The sequence below is a fragment of the Shewanella algae genome, assembly GCF_009183365.2.
Classification (GTDB): domain Bacteria; phylum Pseudomonadota; class Gammaproteobacteria; order Enterobacterales; family Shewanellaceae; genus Shewanella; species Shewanella algae.
Genome location: NZ_CP068230.1, coordinates 1,078,283 through 1,097,706, shown reverse-complemented (window position 1 = coordinate 1,097,706; position 19,424 = coordinate 1,078,283). Strand labels below are relative to the sequence as shown.

At 55.0% G+C, this 19,424-nt stretch carries 17 protein-coding genes; 10 read left to right on the top strand and 7 right to left on the bottom strand.

Features of this window, described 5'->3' with window-relative positions:
* Positions 1-297: 297 nt before the first annotated feature.
* The 4 genes from E1N14_RS04930 (at position 298) to E1N14_RS04915 (ending at position 4,089) form a co-directional block, all read left to right on the top strand.
* Positions 298-1,023 carry a basic amino acid ABC transporter substrate-binding protein gene (locus E1N14_RS04930; RefSeq protein WP_025011536.1) on the top strand — a complete coding sequence of 242 codons (726 nt, stop codon included), beginning with the start codon at positions 298-300 and terminating at the stop codon, positions 1,021-1,023.
* A gap of 6 nt (positions 1,024-1,029) precedes the next feature.
* A complete protein-coding gene (locus E1N14_RS04925) occupies positions 1,030-1,707 on the top strand; it encodes an amino acid ABC transporter permease (RefSeq protein WP_025011537.1) in 678 nt (225 codons plus the stop codon).
* Positions 1,700-2,425, top strand: a complete 726-nt coding sequence (locus E1N14_RS04920) for an amino acid ABC transporter ATP-binding protein (RefSeq protein ID WP_025011538.1) — start codon at positions 1,700-1,702, stop codon at positions 2,423-2,425. Before E1N14_RS04925 ends, E1N14_RS04920 begins: the two co-directional genes overlap by 8 nt.
* A gap of 98 nt (positions 2,426-2,523) precedes the next feature.
* The gene (locus E1N14_RS04915) at positions 2,524-4,089 is read left to right on the top strand and encodes a CehA/McbA family metallohydrolase domain-containing protein (protein ID WP_062794000.1); all 1,566 of its coding nucleotides are present in this window, start codon (positions 2,524-2,526) and stop codon (positions 4,087-4,089) included.
* A gap of 13 nt (positions 4,090-4,102) precedes the next feature.
* On the opposite strand, the gene E1N14_RS04910 is transcribed toward E1N14_RS04915, so the two are convergent.
* Positions 4,103-4,849: an RES family NAD+ phosphorylase gene (locus E1N14_RS04910; RefSeq protein ID WP_025011539.1), complete on the bottom strand. Its 747-nt coding sequence runs from the start codon at positions 4,847-4,849 to the stop codon at positions 4,103-4,105.
* A gap of 36 nt (positions 4,850-4,885) precedes the next feature.
* The gene (locus E1N14_RS04905) at positions 4,886-5,248 is read right to left on the bottom strand and encodes an MbcA/ParS/Xre antitoxin family protein (RefSeq protein ID WP_025011540.1); all 363 of its coding nucleotides are present in this window, start codon (positions 5,246-5,248) and stop codon (positions 4,886-4,888) included.
* A 233-nt stretch (positions 5,249-5,481) separates the two neighbouring features.
* Between E1N14_RS04905 and nfsB the strand changes: the two genes are divergently transcribed.
* From nfsB to E1N14_RS04890, 3 genes are all read left to right on the top strand, one after another.
* On the top strand, positions 5,482-6,135 hold the full coding sequence (nfsB, locus tag E1N14_RS04900) for an oxygen-insensitive NAD(P)H nitroreductase (RefSeq protein WP_025011541.1): 654 nt from the start codon (positions 5,482-5,484) through the stop codon (positions 6,133-6,135).
* Positions 6,136-6,265: 130 nt separating this feature from the next.
* Positions 6,266-6,907 carry a DNA-J related domain-containing protein gene (locus tag E1N14_RS04895; protein ID WP_025011542.1) on the top strand — a complete coding sequence of 214 codons (642 nt, stop codon included), beginning with the start codon at positions 6,266-6,268 and terminating at the stop codon, positions 6,905-6,907.
* A gap of 140 nt (positions 6,908-7,047) precedes the next feature.
* On the top strand, positions 7,048-7,785 hold the full coding sequence (locus E1N14_RS04890) for a DsbA family protein (protein ID WP_025011543.1): 738 nt from the start codon (positions 7,048-7,050) through the stop codon (positions 7,783-7,785).
* 368 nt (positions 7,786-8,153) lie between these two features.
* Here the strand turns inward: E1N14_RS04890 and mrcB are convergent, their stop codons facing one another.
* The 3 genes from mrcB to E1N14_RS04875 all read right to left on the bottom strand — a co-directional run bounded on the left by mrcB (position 8,154) and on the right by E1N14_RS04875 (position 15,376).
* Positions 8,154-10,481, bottom strand: coding sequence for a penicillin-binding protein 1B (mrcB, locus tag E1N14_RS04885; protein ID WP_062793415.1), 2,328 nt, complete (start codon positions 10,479-10,481; stop codon positions 8,154-8,156).
* Between the two features lie 14 nt (positions 10,482-10,495).
* Positions 10,496-13,051: an ATP-dependent helicase HrpB gene (hrpB, locus tag E1N14_RS04880; protein ID WP_025010055.1), complete on the bottom strand. Its 2,556-nt coding sequence runs from the start codon at positions 13,049-13,051 to the stop codon at positions 10,496-10,498.
* 135 nt (positions 13,052-13,186) lie between these two features.
* Entirely contained in the window at positions 13,187-15,376 is a 2,190-nt protein-coding gene (locus tag E1N14_RS04875) for a putative bifunctional diguanylate cyclase/phosphodiesterase (protein WP_025010054.1), read from the bottom strand.
* A 143-nt stretch (positions 15,377-15,519) separates the two neighbouring features.
* On the opposite strand from E1N14_RS04875, the gene thpR reads away from it, so the two are divergent.
* Positions 15,520-16,068: an RNA 2',3'-cyclic phosphodiesterase gene (gene thpR / locus E1N14_RS04870; RefSeq protein ID WP_025010053.1), complete on the top strand. Its 549-nt coding sequence runs from the start codon at positions 15,520-15,522 to the stop codon at positions 16,066-16,068.
* Position 16,069: 1 nt separating this feature from the next.
* On the opposite strand, the gene E1N14_RS04865 is transcribed toward thpR, so the two are convergent.
* Positions 16,070-16,528, bottom strand: coding sequence for a GNAT family N-acetyltransferase (locus E1N14_RS04865; RefSeq protein ID WP_062793416.1), 459 nt, complete (start codon positions 16,526-16,528; stop codon positions 16,070-16,072).
* Between the two features lie 94 nt (positions 16,529-16,622).
* On the bottom strand, positions 16,623-17,900 hold the full coding sequence (gene pepB, locus E1N14_RS04860; RefSeq protein ID WP_062793417.1) for an aminopeptidase PepB: 1,278 nt from the start codon (positions 17,898-17,900) through the stop codon (positions 16,623-16,625).
* 162 nt (positions 17,901-18,062) lie between these two features.
* Between pepB and sfsA the strand changes: the two genes are divergently transcribed.
* Positions 18,063-18,785: a DNA/RNA nuclease SfsA gene (sfsA, locus tag E1N14_RS04855; protein ID WP_025010052.1), complete on the top strand. Its 723-nt coding sequence runs from the start codon at positions 18,063-18,065 to the stop codon at positions 18,783-18,785.
* A 150-nt stretch (positions 18,786-18,935) separates the two neighbouring features.
* Positions 18,936-19,379, top strand: a complete 444-nt coding sequence (gene dksA, locus E1N14_RS04850) for an RNA polymerase-binding protein DksA (protein WP_025010051.1) — start codon at positions 18,936-18,938, stop codon at positions 19,377-19,379.
* Positions 19,380-19,424 lie beyond the last annotated feature (45 nt).

The following is a 19,424-nucleotide window of genomic DNA, read 5'->3' as shown; positions in this document are numbered from 1 at the left end:
AGAGGATTTTGGGCGCGCATTTTATAACAAATTTTTCTTTGGCGCTGTGCCAAATGCACATTCTTGTGTCTCAGGCGACAAAAAATCTTCTCCAGTCGCTCAGCTCTAGTTGAGCAATATCTACTTTATTCACTTAAGCATGTTCAATTAATAAATAACAAACTAATTAACAAAGATTTTCTAACAAGACAAAACCAGCAAGTGAATAATTAGTCATTTTTTATGATTAGTTATTGATTGATGCGTTAGAACTGGCTATAGTGCCAGCCATACGGTTCTTCAAGAGTATCTTCAATGATGAAAAAATCCCTGCTTCTGGCCACTGTCACGGCTTTGCTGTTGACCGGCTGCGGTAAAGATCAAGATGTACTGGTCGTCGGTACCAATGCTGCCTTCCCTCCATTTGAATATATGGGGGGCGCCAATGGTGATGAGGTAAAAGGGCTGGATATCGATATTGCCAAGGCGATTGCCGCCGACGCCGGTAAAACTCTCAAGGTAGAAAACCTCAAGTTCGACTCTCTGATAGTGGCGCTGAACTCAGGCAAAATCGATTTTATCGCCTCCGGCATGACAATCACGGATGAGCGGCAAAAGAGCGTCAACTTCTCCACGCCTTACTACGAAGCCACCCAAGTGGTGATAGTCAATCAGGACAGCCAGATATTCAGCACTCCGGCTGATCTTGCCGGCAAGAAGATTGCGGTGCAGCTGGGCTCCACCGGCGACATCATGGCCAAGGAACTCAAGGCCGAAGTCGTGGCCTTCAATACGGGTTTTGAAGCCTTTATGGAGCTGAAAAACCACAAGGTAGACCTGGTACTGTTCGACAGCCAACCGGCGGCCACTTATCTGGCCAAGAACCCCACTCTCAAACAACTGGATATCGACTTCTCACCCGAGTTTTACGGTATTGCAGTCTCCAAGAATCAACCCGAACTGCTCGGCCAGATCAATGCCACCCTGTCACGGCTGCAAAGCTCAGGTGAATACCAACAACTCCTTGAAAAGTATCAGAAGTAATCTTAGATGGATGCAATAATTTCTTCGCTGTTTACCCCCATAGGGGAAGACGGCATGATCGGTATTTTGCTGATCCTAAACGGCCTCAAGGTCACCTTGACTGTGACCTTCTTCGCCATGATCCTCGGTGCCATTCTCGGGGTGCTCACCACCTTGATGGGTATGTCCGAGCGCTGGTATCTGCGCTGGCCGGCCAAGCTGTATGTCGGGGTGATCCGCGGTACCCCTGTAGTGGTTCAACTGGTGATCCTCTACTTTATCGTGTTGGCCGCCATGGATGTCGACAAGGTGACAGCCGCCATCATCGCCTTTGGCCTCAACAGTGGCGCCTATATCAGTGAGATCATCCGTGCCGGTATCCAGGCGGTTGACAAGGGCCAGGCCGAGGCCGCCCGCTCTCTGGGGATGAGCCATTCACTGACCATGCGTGAGGTAGTGTTGCCACAAGCAATCAAGAATATTCTGCCGGCGCTCGGCAATGAATTTATCGTGCTTTTGAAAGAAACGGCCGTCATCGGCTTTATCGGTGGTGTGGATCTGATGCGTGCCGGTGAAATCATCCGCAGCCGAACCTTCGAAGATGTGGTGCCGCTGCTGACTTGTGCCCTTATCTATCTGTTGTTGACCTACAGCTTCACCTGGCTGTTGGGTAAGTTTGAAGCGAGGCTGAAACAAAGTGATTGAGATAACCAACCTGCACAAGTACTACAGCAAACTGGAAGTACTCAAAGGCATAGATCAGCATATCGCCAAGGGAGAAGTGGTCAGTATTATAGGCCCCAGTGGTAGTGGCAAGAGTACTTTTCTTCGCTGTATCAACCTGTTGGAGCAACCGACTGAAGGCGAAATACGGATAGCCGGTGAATCGATAACGGCGCCGGGGGCCTGTGTCGACAAGCTCAGACAGAAAGTGGGCATGGTATTCCAGCACTTTAACCTGTTTCCCCACAAGACAGTGTTGGCCAACCTGACGCTGGCACCGGTCAAGCTGGGGTTGATGAGTTCGGCCGAGGCCGAAGCCAAGGCTTTGGGACTGCTGGGTAAGGTTGGCCTGGCAGATAAGAAAGATGCCTATCCATCCAGTTTGTCCGGCGGCCAGAAACAGAGGGTGGCCATTGCCAGAGCCCTGACCATGTCTCCCGAACTGATGCTGTTTGACGAACCCACCTCGGCGCTGGATCCGGAAATGGTCGGCGATGTACTGGATGTGATGCAATCTTTGGCTCGCGACGGCATGACCATGGTGATAGTCACTCACGAAATGGGGTTTGCCCGCAAGGTGTCTGACAGGGTGATCTTCATGGATGAAGGGGTGATCCAGGAAGCGGGCACGCCGGAGCAGATTTTCAATGCGCCGCAAAATCCCCGTACTCAAGGCTTCCTTGCCAAGGTGCTGCGCTGAGCACAGGGGAACTTTTTAGTACAAAAGTGCCATAAATCTGCCATCTTTGTTCTCTATGTTGGGTGCTTTCCCAAACGCCCAATATAGAGAGGTTATTCGTGCGTCAATCCCATCAAGTCGCAGCATTGTCACTGCTGTCTCTGGCCCTGCTGGCCGGCTGCAACTCAGATAACGACACTCAAACTCCCGAGCCGGTAACGGGTCGCTGGCTCAAAGGCGATCTTCATGTTCACACTGCGGTTTCCCAGGATGCCAGAGAGACCCAGGCCGATATTCTCAAGTGGGGCTTCGAGGACTTTGGCCTGGATTATATGAGCCTGACCAACCATATGCGCAACAACAGCCAGGACAATGAAGATAACGATCTAGGCGGCATTCTCTTCTATGATGCCCTCACCCGCTACGAAAAACCCGGACTCGCCAGCCTGATGCCCAACTACCCGGGCAAGTTGGTTTACTCCGGCTTTGAGTGGGATATGCCGACTCACGAACACTTCAATATCGCCATATTGGCCGATGAACAGCAGACTCTGGATGCGATTAAAACCTTCGAGTACAGCTTCAGTGCCAAGAATGAGCCGAAGGATTTCGCAGCCGAAGATCTCGCCGCCTGGGAGGCCGCCGGCGTCAAGCGTCAGAATCAAACCCATGCAGATGCCGTAGCGGCGCTCGCCTGGCTGCAGCAACACTTCCCCAAACAGAGCTACGGCATGCTCAATCACCCCAGACGCTATCTCGACAGCTACACCATAGCCGAAGTCAGGGAGCTTCACGATGCCGCGCCTGAGGTCTTCTTCCTGGTGGAAGGCATGGTTGGCGGCCAGTTCAGTGGCAACCGCGGTGACTATGGTGACAGATCGAGCGGTGTTTACGGCGGTGTCGATCCCGTCGTGGCCGAAGTCGGCGGTTGGTGGGATGCGCTGCTGGGCGAAGGGCGCAGGATTTGGAACATGGGTAACTCGGATATTCACTTCAAGACCAGGCCACCTTACGCCAGCAGTTATTATCCCGGCGAATACGCCAAGAATTACACCTGGGTTGAGGGTGAAGGCACCCAGGCCCTGCTGGAAGGGCTACGCTCGGGGAACAGCTTTGCGGTATTTGGCGATCTCATCGATGGGCTGGATTTCCAGATGAATACAGGTGATCAAACCATCACTATGGGACAAACCTTGAGCGCCAAGGCCGGTGACAAGGTCACTATCAAAATCAGGTTCCGCAGCCCTGAGCTGAATAACAAGGAAAGCGATATCGGCAATGAACACTACGCCGGCATTAATCCGGGAGTACATCATATCGATTTGATTGCCGGCGATATCGGTGAACGGGCCAAGCCGGGAACGGCTGCCTGGCAAAAGGAAACCAACGACAGCACACGGGTGATCAAGTCATTCACCCAGGCCGACTGGCAAAAAGACAGCGATGGCTTCTACAACATGAGCTTCAGCTTTATCGCCGATGGCAAGCAGTATTTCCGCTTGCGTGGCACCAATCTGGATTACAACGTCAGCGGCTTGACCAACAAGGGCACGCCACTGCGTTCAGAGGTGCTGCCACAGGCCGAAGGGGAGCAAGTGCAGCAATGGTACAACGACATCAATGAGCGTAACTACGGCGATCTCTGGTTCTATTCCAACCCGCTGTTTATCACCACGCAATCCTGACTAAGTTCTGCACTCAGGCGGGACGCGGCAACTGCCCGTCCTGCAAAAAGTCTTTTAAAAACCAGGTCAATGGCATGCTGCGGCTATTACGACGACTGAAAGCCACCTTGTCGGCCGAGCTTTGGCAGATCCAGTATTCACACTCCTGCGGCTCGGTTGATTGCAACACCAAAGGATCGTGCAGCGCCAGGTTAACGCCCTCTTCGGCTCTGGCCGAAGTGTAGCGGATCATCTGCGCCTGCTGTTGCAGCAGCCAGGCACCCATAGCCTGGGTATAGGTATAGTTCGACTTGTGAGTCAGTTGCTGCTGCACTTCCCGCCCCTGCAATAGCGTCAGGTCGGCACAATCGCGGGCATTGATATCCACAGAGTACAGCATATGCTCAGAGCGCAGCGGCTCCAGATAAGGCTCCAGCATGTCGGCCATAAAGACAAAACGATAGTAAGCAACTTCGGCCAAACAGGTCTGCCAGGATTCACTGGCATAAAAGAAGCTTTCCATTGTGATACTGCCAAAGCGCGAGCCATGGCGCAGCGGCGGATAACGAAACGGGGTCTTGAGCAGATAATGCAAGTGCTCTGTTCCACTTCGGTAAGGCGGTTTAACCTCATCGAGCAGAGACTCAAGCAGCATCTGTTCGTCAAAATCATCCACCAGGCTCAGGGTGGCTGCTTCTTCCTGGGACTCGACCAGGCGATAACCGCGGCCAAGGTAGGGGCGAGGGAAAAAGTCCTGCGGCTCTAACGCGCTAAAATCCATTTTCAGTTATTTGTCTCCTGTCACCGGCTATGGCTGTCAGACCTTGCCTCGCATCGCATCCAGATATTGGTTAACACTCACCAGGCCAACCACGGTTTGCAATAAAGTCTTGGGGGTCCCATTCAGCGCCTTGTTGGGGCTGTTGAGCCAGTGACGCATAAAGGCTTTCTCACCACCCGCTATGGCATACAACGAGCGATACAGGCGGATAAGCTGCAACTGCAGTTCCCCCTGCTTGGAATCGGGTTTAAACCCCTTGCCGCTGTTACGGCTCAAGGTGCTGGGATTAACACCTATGATACGGCTGGCCTCGGCCTGGGTAAGTTGTAACTCGCTGCAAGCATTGGAAAACGCCTTGAATAATACCTCGGCTGCATTGGCTTTCTCTAGGGTATTCATCTTTGCTGCTCCGCCATAAACCTGTCCATATATTAACCAAGACATACAGCAAACGCAATTTAATACCCAAAAAAACATGCAAACGCAATCTTGTTGGCACCGAGAGGTGGTTCCCCACCAGCGTACTTTCAATTTATTTTTGATATAGCTTGCAGCAGAAACACTGTTGTAAAGCGCAACAGAGATCGTAGAATGCCAAAACAATTTCAGCCTCATTTGTCCGGAGCAGTGACATGACAGATCTGACATACCTTGCCAAAAAGCGCTATACCACCAAGGCTTTTGATCCCAACAAGAAGATCCCCCAGGATAAAATTGAAGATCTGCAGAGTCTGCTGCAGTTCAGCCCTTCCTCGGTGAACTCCCAGCCATGGCACTTTGTACTGGCCGCGACAGATGAAGGCAAAGCCAAAATTGCCGAGTCTACTGCAGACTATGGCTTCAACACGCCAAAGATCCTCAACGCTTCCCACGTGGTAGTACTCTGTACCCGCAACAACATGGACGAAGCCCATCTGCTGCGTCTGCTTGAGCAAGAAGATGCCGATGGCCGCTTCGCCGACGAAAACGCCAAGCAAGGCCAACACAACGGCCGCTCTTTCTTCACCAATATGCACAAGTTCGAACTTAAGGATCTGCAGCACTGGATGGAGAAACAAACCTATCTGGCGCTGGGTACTCTACTGCTGGGCGCCAGTGTATTGGACATAGATGCAACCCCTATTGAAGGCTTCGATGCCAGCAAACTCAATCAGGTGTTGGGCCTCAGAGAGCAAGGCTTCACCGCCAGCGTGGTTGTGGCTCTTGGCTACCATGACGAGTCTGACTTCAACGCCAAGCTGCCCAAGTCTCGCCTGCCTCAAGAAGAGCTGTTTACCAAGATCTAACGAGGAACGAGTTTACATCATCCCTTTCAGAACCCGGCTCCACGCCGGGTTCCATTATTTTCACCTTGCACCCACGGACACCTGTGGCATAGTAGATTTTATCGTCAGTTCAGGATGAATGATTGCTACCATGCTGCTTGCCAAACCCGCGCTGGCCCAGCCAGAGACCACTGAGGTCAAGCCGACCCGACTCAAGGGCGATAACCCGCTTATCTGGCCGCTGCTCAGCTTGCTCAAACGCAGCAACCGCTCCTGGAAGGTGCATCACCTCGCCACCGAATTACAACAGCAGGGACTGATGCACGACTTGGATCCTCTGCCCGAGAAAGATCTGTTCAAACGCAACTTCCTGTTGATGAATGCCCTCTATGAACTGCAACACATGCTGTTGCCAGGCCAATGGCTGCAGGTACAGGCCATGGATATCATATTGCTGCGGATCCCACCGGCCAATGTGCTGCAACTGCAACAGGATGACTCAGCGCTTAGAGACTACTACCTCGACTGGAACAACTACGACACCTGCGTCAATGTTGTTCGTGAGATGCTGGAGTCCTTCTGGAACAGTTATCAGGATTATATTGGCGTGCGTCCCGGCCGTTTTGCCCAACGAGAGGCACTGCGGGTATTGGAGCTGGAAGCCGACGCCAGCGACAAGGAGATCCGTCGCCAGTGGCGTAAACTGGCGCTGAAGTGGCACCCGGACAGGCAAGGTGGTGATGCCGCCAAATTCAGACAGATCTGCGAAGCCTGGCAAGCCCTGCGAGGTTGAATAACCAGGCAAACCGTCAAAGCTTAGCCTCGCTCACAGAAATGGCCGCCAAAGGTGCCGACGCTTAAGTCATAATTAAGCCAGTCACACTAACCTGACAGCAAAGGGCGCTGCGCCCGGTCAATTCTGAGGAGATTATTTTGCTCAAGCCACTGGTTGCCGCAATGGCACTTACCCTGATCCCGCTGGCCGCCAACGCCGCCGACTTTATCGAAGGTAAACACTATACCCAGATAGCCAAGAAAGGCAGTGAAGAACCCAAACTCACCGAGTTCTACTCTTTCTACTGTCATAACTGCTTCAGCATGGAAACCCAGTATCTGCCGGACATCAAGGCCGGTCTCAATAAAGAAGTCAGCTTTGACAGCAAGCATGTCGACTTTATGAACAGCGATCTGGGTACTGAGGTGATGAAGTCTCTGGCCATCATGCAGGAGCTGGGCGCGACTGATAAGCTGGTTCATCCTATGTTTGCCGCCATTCAGGGCGAGGAAGGGGCCCATGGCCATGACCATTCTGCTCCTGGACACAAGCACACCTCTGCCATCAATAGCCGCGACGATATCAAGCAATTGTTTGCCGCCAACGGCGTCGATGTCAGCCAGTATGATGCCTTGGCCGACAGCAAGAAAATCAATGATGTCATCGCCCTGTGGCGTAAGCAGCAGAATGAATTTGCCATCCAGAGCGTGCCAAGCTTCGTGGTAAACGACAAATATATGATTAACCTGGGAGAAATTCGCACTCTGGGCGAACTGACCGATCTGATCAATTTCCTGGCTACCGAAAAAGATGCCAAGCAAGATGAAGGCGGCAGCCTGGGTTGGTTGTTCCTGGCCTTTGCCGGTGTCGCCGCCGTCACCAGACGTCGCCGCTGAAATCAGACGGTATAGCGATAAAGCGCGATATTCTCAAACAAGTCAAAGGCCACCCGGAGGTGGCCTTTTTGCTATCTAATGTCTATTAGGGAAGGTGCGAATAAGTCCTCGTGGCACTCTGGCTTGCACAACAATTGGCGTTCAAGGCATCTGACTGAAGGCATGCCGGGGCCTGTCGAAGTCGGATAACGCAGAGAGCCGGTTGCTGTGAAAGCCCCGAAGGGCGTGGCTTACAGGCCTGCCTGCTGTGTTGTGCCTCTTGCAAAGGGCTAAGGCCATTTGCTGCGAACCACGCCTTGCATCCAGGCCCGTAAGCCGACGCAGAGCACACATGGGACTTGTTCACACCTTCCTTAGCCTCTACACGGTTAACCACCGAGGATCCGCTTCCACCAAGGCAGAGGTTCACCGCAGTTGGGCGCCGGATGATAACTGTCGGCCAGCGCAGGTACCGCCACCACATTACGGCAATCGGCTTGTTTCGCCGCACCTGTATCCCGGTCGAAATAGCCCTGCACCACGCCGTTGACCGGCGGCAACCTCAGCCCCAGCGGCGGCCGCTCGGCGAGGAAGCGTTGATAAACCGTCATGGCACCACTGCTACCATAGAACTGGGTCTTGCCGTTGTCATCGCGGCCAACCCAAACGGCGGCAACGTTACGCTCGTCAAACCCGGCAAACCAGGAGTCGCGGCGGTCGTTGCTGGTGCCCGTCTTGCCCGCCAGCATCACGCCGGGGAAGGCCGCCCCTAGACGCGAAGCCGTGCCGGACTCCACCACCTTGGTCATGGCGTACTGCACCAGATAGTTAGCCGCAGGCGTTATCGCCTCATGGCGTGGCATACTGGCCACAGGCAGGGGCTGGTTGTCGCTGTCCAGCACGGCTGTCACCGCATTGAGCTGACGATAACGGCCACCGTCCGCCAGGGTCTGATATACCTGCGCCACCATCAAGGGGGAACCGTTCACTGCGCCGAGCAACATAGAAGGATAAGCCGATACAGCTTCATTCCAGCCGGCCTCTTTTAGCGTCGCGGCCACGGCATCGACACCGACATTCATCCCCAAATTCACGGTCGGCACATTCATCGATTTCTTGAACGCCGTCAACAGTGGCACCTGGCCACGGAACTTGCGATCCACATTCTGTGGCGACCAGGTCTTGCCCTGTTCATTCTTGAGGGTAATGGCCTCATCTTTGAGTGGGCTGGCGAGATTGAACTTGCTGCCCTGAGCCAGCGCCGTGGCATAAACAAAGGGCTTGACCAGTGAACCTATGGGACGGCGAATTTCCACCGCCCGGTTGAAACCCTCGTAACCCGGCACCTTGTCGCCCACCATGGCGGCGATCCCGGCGCTGTACTTGTCGGTCACCACCATGCCTACCTGCAACTCTTTATCTTTCTTGCCAAGCTCCTTCAGGGTTCGCTCAACGGCGTTTTCGGCGGCTTCCTGCGCCATGGGATCCAAGGTGGTATAGACCTTGACGCCGGACTGCTTCAGCAGCGCCGCACCATAGCGATCCTTGAGTTCCTGTTTGACCACGGCAAAGAAGGCCGGCAGTTTCTGGTGCACAGGTTTGTCCGAGCGCCTTAATCCCAGCGGCGACTCCGCTGCCGCCTTGTATTGGTCGACAGAAATTTTGCTGCCTTCCATCAAGAGCCTGAGCACCAGATCGCGCCGCTCCTGAGCCCTGTCAGGATAGCGCCAGGGGTTGTAGTAAGATGGCCCCTTGATGGCGGCGACCAGGAAGGCTTGCTGCGCCAGGGTCAGCTCTCCGACCGGGCGGCCAAAATAGAATTGCGATGCCAGCCCCATGCCATGTACGGCTCTGGATTTGTCCTGTCCCATGTAGACCTCATTGAGATAGGCCTCGAGGATTTCATCCTTGCTGTAACGAAAATCGATAATCAGCGCCATCAGGGCCTCTCTGGCCTTACGGATCAAGGAGCGCTCGCTGGAGAGGAAGAAGTTCTTCGCCAGCTGCTGGGTCAGGGTCGAGCCGCCCTGTACCGTGCGACCGGCACTGATATTGACCAGCAGGGCACGGGCGATGGCAAAGGGGTTCACCCCGTGGTGTTCATAGAAGCTGCGGTCTTCCACCAGAATAAGCGCTTCGACTATGTTTTCGGGGATCTGTTCGGTTGGTACAAACAGCCTGTCCTCACCATCGCCGGCGATGATCCTGTCCAGCAGTACAGGTTCGAGATGAAACACCGCCAGTTGGCGTTTGTCGCTCATACGCGCCACCGAAGTGACGCCGTTGGAGTCGAAACTTATCATCACCCGCTGCTCTGCCTGGCTCCCCTCAGGATGCAGGAAGGGGCGGCGCCACAGCTCGATTCGGGTACTGGAGGCAGAAAACTCCCCCACCTGGCGCGGATTGGCCACCTTGCGATAGCCCAGCAGTTTAAGTTCGGCCATCAGCTGGGCATGGCTCACCGCCGCCCCGGGATAGAGTGCCATGGAGCGACTGAACACCTGCGCCGGCAAGTGCCACTTCTGCCCTTCAAACTTACGGGCGATGATCTGATCCAGGTAGATACAATAGATAGTCAACGCCGCTACCAGAATAAGGGCCAGCTTCCAGGTTATCGACCATAACCTGCGCCATAGCCCGGGGCTTTGCTGCGCCGGTTTGCTCTTGCTGCTGGTTTTTCTGGTACTTTTTTTCGTGGTACTTTTCTTGGTGGTCATGCTTATCCCAAAATTTACTGCTGGATATTCAAGGTCTTTTTCTTGGTGAATTTAGTCGGCAAAGTATTGGCCGGATCGTCGGGCCACAGGTGTTTAGGGTAGCGCCCACGCATCTCTTTTTTCACCTCGACATAGGGCCCTTGCCAAAAACTGGCCAGATCGGCCGTCAGCGCCAAAGGGCGCTGCGCCGGAGACAAGAGTTCCATGGTTACGGTCAACTCCCCTTGCAGCAGCCGCGGGCTTTCGGCCATGCCCAGCGCTTCCTGCAGACGCACACTCAGCAGCGCCCTGCCGCCGGCATCATAGCGGATCGGTGCCCGGGTGCCCGTGGCCATTTTCCAATGGCTCGGCAGCCATTCATTCAGTGTCTGCAGCACCTGCCACTCGAGGCGATTGAGCAGCAGCTGCTTGATATCCAATGCCATTAATCCCTTTAGCTGCTTGATATCGCTCAAAAACGGCTCCAACCACTCCTCGAGAGAATCCAGCAGCGCCGGATCGCTGTTGTCCGGAAATAGGTTCGGATCTTTGGATCTTGCCAGTGCCAGCCTGAACTGGAGCTGCCTGACATCCTCATCCATATTGAGCAGCGCCAAGCCTTTACTGCGCAGCAGCGCCATAATCGCCTGAGCCCTCAGCTTGGGATCCGCCTCTTTCTCGGCCTCCCGCTTGAGTATTATCTCCCCCAGACGCAGTTGGCGCTCGGCAAAGAAACGTCCCTTGGACTCATCCCAGCCCGCCTGCTGTTGCCAGGTACAGAGAAAGGCCAGCTCATTTTCCAGCAATCCCGCCGGTAATTCGGCCGCCAGATAGATGCGGCCGGCGCTGCGGCCCTCGGTCTCCTGGTAATCGGCCACCACCAGAAACTCGCAGCCGCTGAGGCTGTCACCGGCATCGAGCACCACGCCGCTGCCATTGGCCAGCTGATAGCCCTCGACGCCTCTTGCCTTGGCTATCCTGTCAGGAAATGCCAGCGCCAACAACAGGGCGCAATCGGCACGATTCGCCAATTTCAGAAAATCCGCCGCCTTGCCGTTAAGCCCTAAGCGTCTGAGCCAGTTGCCGACTTGTCTGGCTTCAAGGCCTTGAGTGGCCTGAGAAAGTTTATCCATGATATCGGCGTTGTTGCCCGCAAGGCTTCTGGCCTCCAATAAGGCAGCCAGCAGACAAGCCAGACCGGCGAGCTCGGGGTCGCCGCGCGCCTGCCCCAAACTCTGCGCCCGGAGCAGCATGTGCGCCAACCGTGGCTGCACCCCCAGTGCATAGGCCGCGCGGCCATGGGCGGTAAGCTTACGTTGCGGGTCAACCAATTGCAGCGACTGTAACAGCTGCCAGGCCACCGCCTCATTGGCTCTGGCCGGTAGTGTCAGTAAAGGCAAGTCACTGAGGCTGTGCACACCCCAGCAGGCCGCATCCAGGGCCATGGAGAGCAAGTCGGCATGCAAGATTTCCGGTTCATCCGCCTGCGGCAAGCGGCCGTGCTCCTCCTGGCCCCAAAGCCTTAAGCAAAAACCCGCACTGGTGCGCCCAGCCCGCCCGGCTCTTTGAGTGGCCGATGCCTGGCTGATACGCTTGAGTCCCAAACGGGTCACGCCGCTGCGGGGGTTGAAACTGGCCTGGCGCTTGTAACCACTGTCCACCACCAGAGTAATCCCCTCTATGGTCAGACTGGATTCCGCCAGGTTGGTGGACAGCACCAGCTTACGCTCACCGGCATTGGCCGGGGCAATCGCCGCATCCTGCTCTTTGGCACTCAGTGAGCCGTAGAGAGGACAAATGCGCACATTGGCCGCAACTCTGGATTGCAGATAGTGCTTGAGGCGCTGAATTTCCCCCTGTCCCGGCAGGAAGGCGAGTATCGAGCCCTGTTGCTGCGCTTCGCTAACCCCCAAAGCACTGGCCTGTTGAGGGTCCAGCAGCGCCAGCAACTGCCGCCCCATATGTTCAAGCCAAGGTGCCATGCCAGAGCCGGAACCCGAACCGCTGCGCCTCTGCGCCGAAGCGGCGCTGTAGGCGATAGTCACAGGGTAGCTGCGGCCCTCACTGGCAAGCAGCTTGGCATCCGGCATCAAGGTTTGTAACGGCAGGCCTTCGAGCGTTGCCGACATGGCCAGCAAGTGTAAATCGTCCCGCAATGAGGCCTGCACTTCCAGTGCCAGCGCCAGACCGAGATCTGTGCTCAGATGGCGCTCATGGATCTCATCGAAAATGATCATGGCAACGCCCTTGAGCTCAGGGTCCTGCTGGATCATGCGGGTCAGTACCCCCTCGGTGATGATCTCGAGTCGGGTGTTGCCGCTGACCTGACTCTCACCGCGAACCCTGAACCCCACCTCTTGCCCCAGTGCCTGCCCTCTTTGGCGCGCCAAAAAGCCGGCGATGGCCCGCGCTGCAACCCGCCGGGGCTCCAACATGAGGATCTTGCCGTCGATTTCCGGCCAGTCGAGCAGTGCCAAGGGCAGCGCGGTGGATTTACCGGCTCCGGTAGGCGCCTCGAGGATAACTTGCCGACAAGTGGCCAAGGTTTGGCGCAGTTGAGGCAACAGGGATTGAATGGGTAAGTCGTTCAAGATTCAGGGCATGGCTTACAAAAACAGGCGCTCAGTGTAACCAGTTTCAGCCGCCGTGGCTAACAGGAAGGCCCTGAGCATGTCCTGCAAACTACACCAGGTATCCTGATGTCAGTCTGTGCCAGCCTGTATGAATCAATAAGCATTGGCACAACTGCGGTTGGACTCACTCAGCTCAAGTAAGGGCCTGGGCTTGCCTATGGCGTAGCCCTGAGCATAATCCACCCCCAGCTCCTGCAGTTTCGCCACTATGGCCTCGGTTTCCACAAACTCGGCAATAGTTTGAAACTCCATCTGCCTCCCCAACTGGCACATGGCGGCAATAATCGCCTGATCCGCCTTGTCTTCACAGAGATTGAGCACAAACTGGCCGTCAATCTTCACATAATCCACCGCCAACTGTTTAAGGTAAGCAAAAGAGGAAAAGCCGGCACCAAAGTCATCCATCGCCAGCTTACAACCCAGGGGTTTAAGCAGCTCAATCAACCTGTGGGCCTGCTCAAGCTGACTGAGAACCGAAGTTTCGGTGATTTCGATACACAGCTTATCGACCAATTCGGGTTCGGCCAGCAGGCGCATCTCAAGCCAGTCCATAAACTCCTCATCCTCGAGCGAGGACGCCGAAAGGTTCAGCGACACCAAAGACAGGGATTGCCACAACTCAAGATGCCGATTGCCCCAGAGCAGCAGATGATCTATCACCCAGCGATCCACTCTGGACGCCAGGTTATAACGCTCGGCCGCCGGCAGAAATATCGCCGGAGACAGCATCTCCCCCTCCTCCTGATACATACGCAGCAAGATCTCCAGATGCATGCCGCTATCTGTAGCCTCCAGCGGGCGGATCTCCTGGAAATAGAGCTCAAATCTGTCATTGGCCAGGGCTCCAAGGACATCGACCGAGGCGGTCATTTCGCTGTAGAGCCGCTTGAGGCGGGGATCGCTGCTGTCGTAGAGTAACCAGCCGTTGCGCCCCTGCTCCTTGGCCAGGCGGCAGGCGGCATCGGCCTGGCCCATGACGGTATAAATGTCCTGGGCTGCCGGATCCAACTGGGCTATGCCTATGCTTGCCGAGACCCCGTGTTTGCGGTTTTCCCAGTTGAATTCGTGATTGAACAGCTGCTGACAGATACGCTCGGCGATATGTTTGGCCGACTCTGGGTTGCAAAAATGCATCAGGATCCCGAACTCATCGCCGCCGAGCCTGGCCACCACATCCCCCTTGCGCACCAGCTGCTTGAGCCGCTGCGCCACCTGACACAAGAGCCTGTCACCCGCGATATGACCGCTGACATTGTTGATCACCCGAAACTGGTCCAGATCCACAAAGGCAATACACACAGGCGGCGCCTGTTCCTCGCCGAGCACTTTGGCCAGCAGGGCTTCAAAATGCACCCGGTTGGGCAGGCCGGTCAGCGCATCATAATTGGCATGAAATGACAGCTCGCTGGCCAATCTGTGGCGTTCACTGACATCCTCGGCCATCAGCACCAAAGTACGCTTATCAGCCTTACTGCGGCTGAAACTGAGTTTTTGCCAAGAGAGCTCCTGTCCATGCAGAAAACCAACCTCACACCAGGCCTGATTCAATACCCCATCGCGTACCACGGCCAGGGTATCGAGCAAAATCCCCTTGTCATCCTCACGCACCAACGCCAGCAGATCCTTGCTGTCACCGGCCACCAGTGTCTGCTTGGCTATCCGATTCATCATGGTCAGTTGGTTGCTGCTGTCCAACTGCCCGCAAGCCAGGGGTAACTGTTGGAACAGCTCCTGATACTTGCGCTCACTGGCCAGCAGCGCCAAGGCGATGCGGGTCAGCTCCATTGCCGAACCTATCATGGCAGCAGCATGGCTGAGTTCATTGATAAAGTCTTCCTGCCAGCGCTTTTCGCCGCCGCATTGCAGGGCGCCAACGGCGATATGGGTATCCCCCAGATGCAGTGGCGGCAGCACCAACAGGCTGCGTACCTGCCACTGGCGTAAGAAACGTTTCTCTTCCTGAGCTTCCTTGGGAAGCTCTTCAATACTGTCCAAGGTCAGGAGTTTGGGGTGGCGTAACAGATTGCGAAAAAAAGGCATGTTCCCCAGCCCCCACTCCCGGGAAGCTTGCTGAGTCTTGAATTGGGGTTTGAGGTAGAGATTGCGGGTCTTGAGTCGCCCCGGTGTCTTACCGGCCGCCAGCACAAACACCCCGTCACAATCCAATTGTCGGGTGATGATCTCCAGGGCGCGATCAACATTCTGCTCCAGGGTGATCAGCGGAGAATCGCTGAAGACATCCACCAGAGCATGTTGTAATTGATTGGCAAGACTCGCGGGCATAATGGGGTCATTTCCTTACGACTGTTTTTTGATCCAAAGAATCCATCCGATACCATTGCTTTTCATTCTCACCGAGTGAATCGACTCCTGTGTACAATGGTACAAGTCACAGTATAGGCCAAGGTCTTAACCGGGAACGAAAAATGAGCTCAATTACGCCTAAAAGGCTATTTCTGGGATTTGCGCCAACCACGGCAGAAAGATCAAGCTTGCTGACGTTGCAGCAAGCATGTGAACAAGCTGATGAACCGTCAGCCCCCGGTCTCAAAAAAGTGACAGAGGCCAATCTGCACCTTACCCTGGCGTTTCTCGGCCAGGTGACGGCAGAACAGCATAGGGATTTACTCGCTGCCATTCCCGGCTTACCCTTGAAACGCTTTCGGGTGCGGCTCGAGCATCTCTGTTTCTGGCCCGGGCCGAAAATACTCTGCCTGGCCGGCACAGCCGAAGATCCGGCACTAATGGCGCTCGCCGGGGCGGCGCAACAACTGGCGACAAACCTTGGGCTGCATAACAGCGAATATGATTACCGACCCCATATCACCTTGATGCGAAGGGCCGGCAACCTACCGAAACTCGAACATATTCCAACGCTCGATTTAACGCCAAGCGAGCTGCAACTCTACGAGTCTTTGAGTACTCCAACCGGCGTCGAGTACCGGATATTGGCCAGTTGGCCGTTAAGCGACTGAATCACTTAAGCGCCTTGTGCATCACCACGCAGTCGAGCACTATACCTCTTGGGGAGTGATATTGGCTTATCCCCTCACCGCAAAAGCCACAGCTACGATAGAAGTCGGCGGCATTGAGGGTAGACTCCAGCGTCAGCGCGGTCACGCCTCTTTCACGCGCCAAAGACTCGAGATGAGCGAGCAAGTCACGCCCGAGCCCTTGGCCCATGGCTTGTGGATGCACGAACAGGGCTTCAATTCGGTCGCTATCCAGCATGCCGGTCGCCAGTATTTTTCCCTGATGTTCGATTAGATAAAAGTCTCTCTCCACCATGGTGATAAAGACAGAGGGCATCTCGCCTTGGGTCCAAATTCTGAGCTCTGCCTTTGTGTAAAACCCCTGGCAACCGGCCTGAATAGCCAGATTACGGATATCCCAGGCAGTTTGTGCGTCTTCCTTTCTTGCCTTGCGTAACTTCATCCTGCACTTCCCTTTGTTGAAAAAATAGCGATACACCGGCATTAAAAAAAGCCGCCCAGTGGGCGGCTTGGTTTGGGCGTTAATTCCCTATGACTCAGTCCGCCAACAGTTCGGCTATGGTCAACATACCATGAGTCGTGGCGCCTGCAGCCCAAAGGGCTGAAGCATTGTCTTCAAATGCGGCGGCCAGATCGATATGCAGCCAATCCACACCTTCATTGACAAAACGCCACAGGAAACCGGCAGCATTGGAAGCGCCACCGGCGCCGCCACCTTTTACCGGGCGGCTGTTGGCGGTATCGGCATAGGCAGAAGGGCACATCTCTTTATGCCAAGGCTCCAGCGGCAAAGGCCAAACATTTTCGGCCACTAGAGCCGCCTTTTGCTGTGTCAACGCCAGCAGTGGCTGGCTGGGGGAGAAGATGGCGTTATAGTTGCGGCCAACGGCCATCACGGCGGCGCCGGTCAGGGTGGCGGCATCGATAACCCGAGTCGCACCGCTGGCGCAGGCGGCCTGCAGACCATCGGCCAGCACCAGGCGTCCCTCGGCATCGGTATTGACCACTTCAACCGTGGTGCCGTTCTTGTAGGTCAGTATGTCTCCCAGCTTATAGGCACGACCACTGATCAGGTTCTCGGCGCAGCAGAGGTAGAGTTTGACCCGCTTGTCGAGACCGTTCTGAATCGCCAGCCCCAGCGCCGCAGTAACAGTTGCCGCGCCGCCCATATCCGCCTTCATGCCCAGCATGCCTTCGGAAGCCTTGATGCTGTAACCGCCTGAGTCAAAGGTGATCCCCTTACCTACCAGCGCGACGGACACGGGAGCATCTTCACCCAGAGGGTTGAAGTCCAGTTCCAGCAACGCAGGTGGCCTTTCGCTGCCGCGGCCAACCGCATGAATGCCTATCCACTGCTCCTGCAACAAGGCTTCCCCTTCAACTATCCGGTAGCTGACCTTGTCACCGCCGAGTTCGGCCAGCCAATTGGCCGCCTGCTGCGCCAGTTTCAGTGGTGGCAGGTTTTCCGGGGTTTCATTGATAAGACTGCGGGCAAACGATGCGCTGTAAGCCCTGCTGGTCAGCGCGCCCTTGAGTGCCTCATCACCGGCCCACTGGATCTCATGTCCGCCTTTGGCAGTGACAAAGCCCTGGGCAAAGGCCCACTGACTGTTGAGGTCCCACCCCTCTCCCACCAAAGACACTTGATTGATCCCCTGGTTACGCAGCTTGCGGGCGGCCATCTGGATTTGCCGCAGAACATCGTTTCCCTGCAGGTGGATCTGAGCCTGCTCAGCATTGTAGGTTACATCGGCTTTGCCCCAATGGGCCGCAGGGGCCTCATGGGTCAGCACTATCTTCATGGATTGACTCATTTCGATTCCTTCTTCTTTATGCAGTGAGCGCCTTCGCGCCACAATTGGTCCCAGTGTACTGCATTCCTGCCCGGCACTTGAAGCCCCGCGCCGAATGAGAATTGTTGCCAACTGTAAAGCCTGCTAGGCTTTGGGGTTTTCAACAACTTCAGGGAGATGGGGATGGAGTTTATCCCGCCACTGCAATCCGGCATTTTGATCCAAAGGTATAAACGCTTTCTGGCCGATGTCAGGCTGGATGATGGCACTGAGATTACCCTGCACTGCCCCAATACGGGTTCAATGAAGAACTGCCAGTTCCCCGGCGAGCGGGTTTGGTTCTCCTGTTCGGACAATCCCAAGCGTAAATACGCCCACACCTGGGAGCTGATGCAAACCCCTGAAGGCGACCTGATCGGTGTCAACACAGGGCGGGCCAACGCTCTGGTAGAGGAAGGGATCCAAACGGGTGTCATCAAGGAACTGCAGGGGTACCAAAACCTCAAGCGGGAAGTGAAGTACGGTGATGAAAACAGCCGTATCGATATCTTTCTCAGCGAAGGGGCAGAGGCTGATTGCTATATCGAAGTGAAGAACACCACACTCTTGGAAGAGGGTCATGGTTACTTTCCCGATGCTGTCACCAGCCGTGGTCAAAAACACTTGCGGGAACTGATGTCAGTGGTCAAAAGTGGCCAACGTGGGGTATTGGTGTTTTTAGTGCAACATACAGGGATAAAAACCGTATCAGCGGCCCGCCATATAGATTCAAAATATGCCGACTTATTGAACGAAGCCATAGATGCCGGGGTCGAAGTACTGGCCTATGCCACAAGCCTTTCACCTGAAGGCTTCTGGGTGGAATCAAGGCTCGAATTTGTTCGTCAGACAAGCCCCAAAAAGTGATAAAAAGTTGATTTAATCGGGTTTAGCAGACATATTCAAATAATTAGCAATAAGTAAATCGAAATATTTGCCTAGGTAGAGAGATTCTGATATAGATAGCGGCCGTTCATAAGAATGCCCTACGACGCAAATGGAAACAGGAGATGCGTTATGCCTGAAGGCACTAAAAAACTTGGTGTACTCGCTATCGCTGGTGTAGACCCTTACCAGGAAAAACCCGGTGAGGAGTACATGAACTCACAACAACTGAGCCACTTCAAGACCATTCTTGAAGCATGGAGGAATCAGTTGCGTCAAGAGGTGGATCGCACTCTTACCCATATGCAGGATGAAGCTGCAAACTTCCCGGATCCGGTTGACCGTGCCGCCCAGGAAGAAGAGTTCAGCCTCGAACTGCGCGCCCGCGACCGCGAACGTAAGCTGATCAAGAAGATCGAAAAGACACTGCAGAAAATTGAAGAAGATGACTTCGGTTTCTGCGAATCCTGCGGCGTCGAAATCGGCATCCGTCGTCTGGAAGCCAGACCGACAGCCGATCTGTGTATCGACTGCAAAACGCTGGCAGAGATCAAAGAAAAACAGATGGCAGGTTAATCTAATCTGCCGCAGCGCGGGGCCAAGTGTTACACTGGCCCCGCG

Coding starts and splice junctions, on each gene's coding strand:
- E1N14_RS04930 (WP_025011536.1), top strand. CDS start 298: ATGAAAAAATCCCTGCTTCTGGCCACTGTCACGGCTTTGCTGTTGACC.
- E1N14_RS04925 (WP_025011537.1), top strand. CDS start 1,030: ATGGATGCAATAATTTCTTCGCTGTTTACCCCCATAGGGGAAGACGGC.
- E1N14_RS04910 (WP_025011539.1), bottom strand. CDS start 4,849: ATGGATTTTAGCGCGTTAGAGCCGCAGGACTTTTTCCCTCGCCCCTAC.
- E1N14_RS04905 (WP_025011540.1), bottom strand. CDS start 5,248: ATGAATACCCTAGAGAAAGCCAATGCAGCCGAGGTATTATTCAAGGCG.
- nfsB (WP_025011541.1), top strand. CDS start 5,482: ATGACAGATCTGACATACCTTGCCAAAAAGCGCTATACCACCAAGGCT.
- E1N14_RS04895 (WP_025011542.1), top strand. CDS start 6,266: ATGCTGCTTGCCAAACCCGCGCTGGCCCAGCCAGAGACCACTGAGGTC.
- mrcB (WP_062793415.1), bottom strand. CDS start 10,481: ATGACCACCAAGAAAAGTACCACGAAAAAAAGTACCAGAAAAACCAGC.
- E1N14_RS04875 (WP_025010054.1), bottom strand. CDS start 15,376: ATGCCCGCGAGTCTTGCCAATCAATTACAACATGCTCTGGTGGATGTC.
- thpR (WP_025010053.1), top strand. CDS start 15,520: ATGAGCTCAATTACGCCTAAAAGGCTATTTCTGGGATTTGCGCCAACC.
- E1N14_RS04865 (WP_062793416.1), bottom strand. CDS start 16,528: ATGAAGTTACGCAAGGCAAGAAAGGAAGACGCACAAACTGCCTGGGAT.
- pepB (WP_062793417.1), bottom strand. CDS start 17,900: ATGAGTCAATCCATGAAGATAGTGCTGACCCATGAGGCCCCTGCGGCC.
- sfsA (WP_025010052.1), top strand. CDS start 18,063: ATGGAGTTTATCCCGCCACTGCAATCCGGCATTTTGATCCAAAGGTAT.
- dksA (WP_025010051.1), top strand. CDS start 18,936: ATGCCTGAAGGCACTAAAAAACTTGGTGTACTCGCTATCGCTGGTGTA.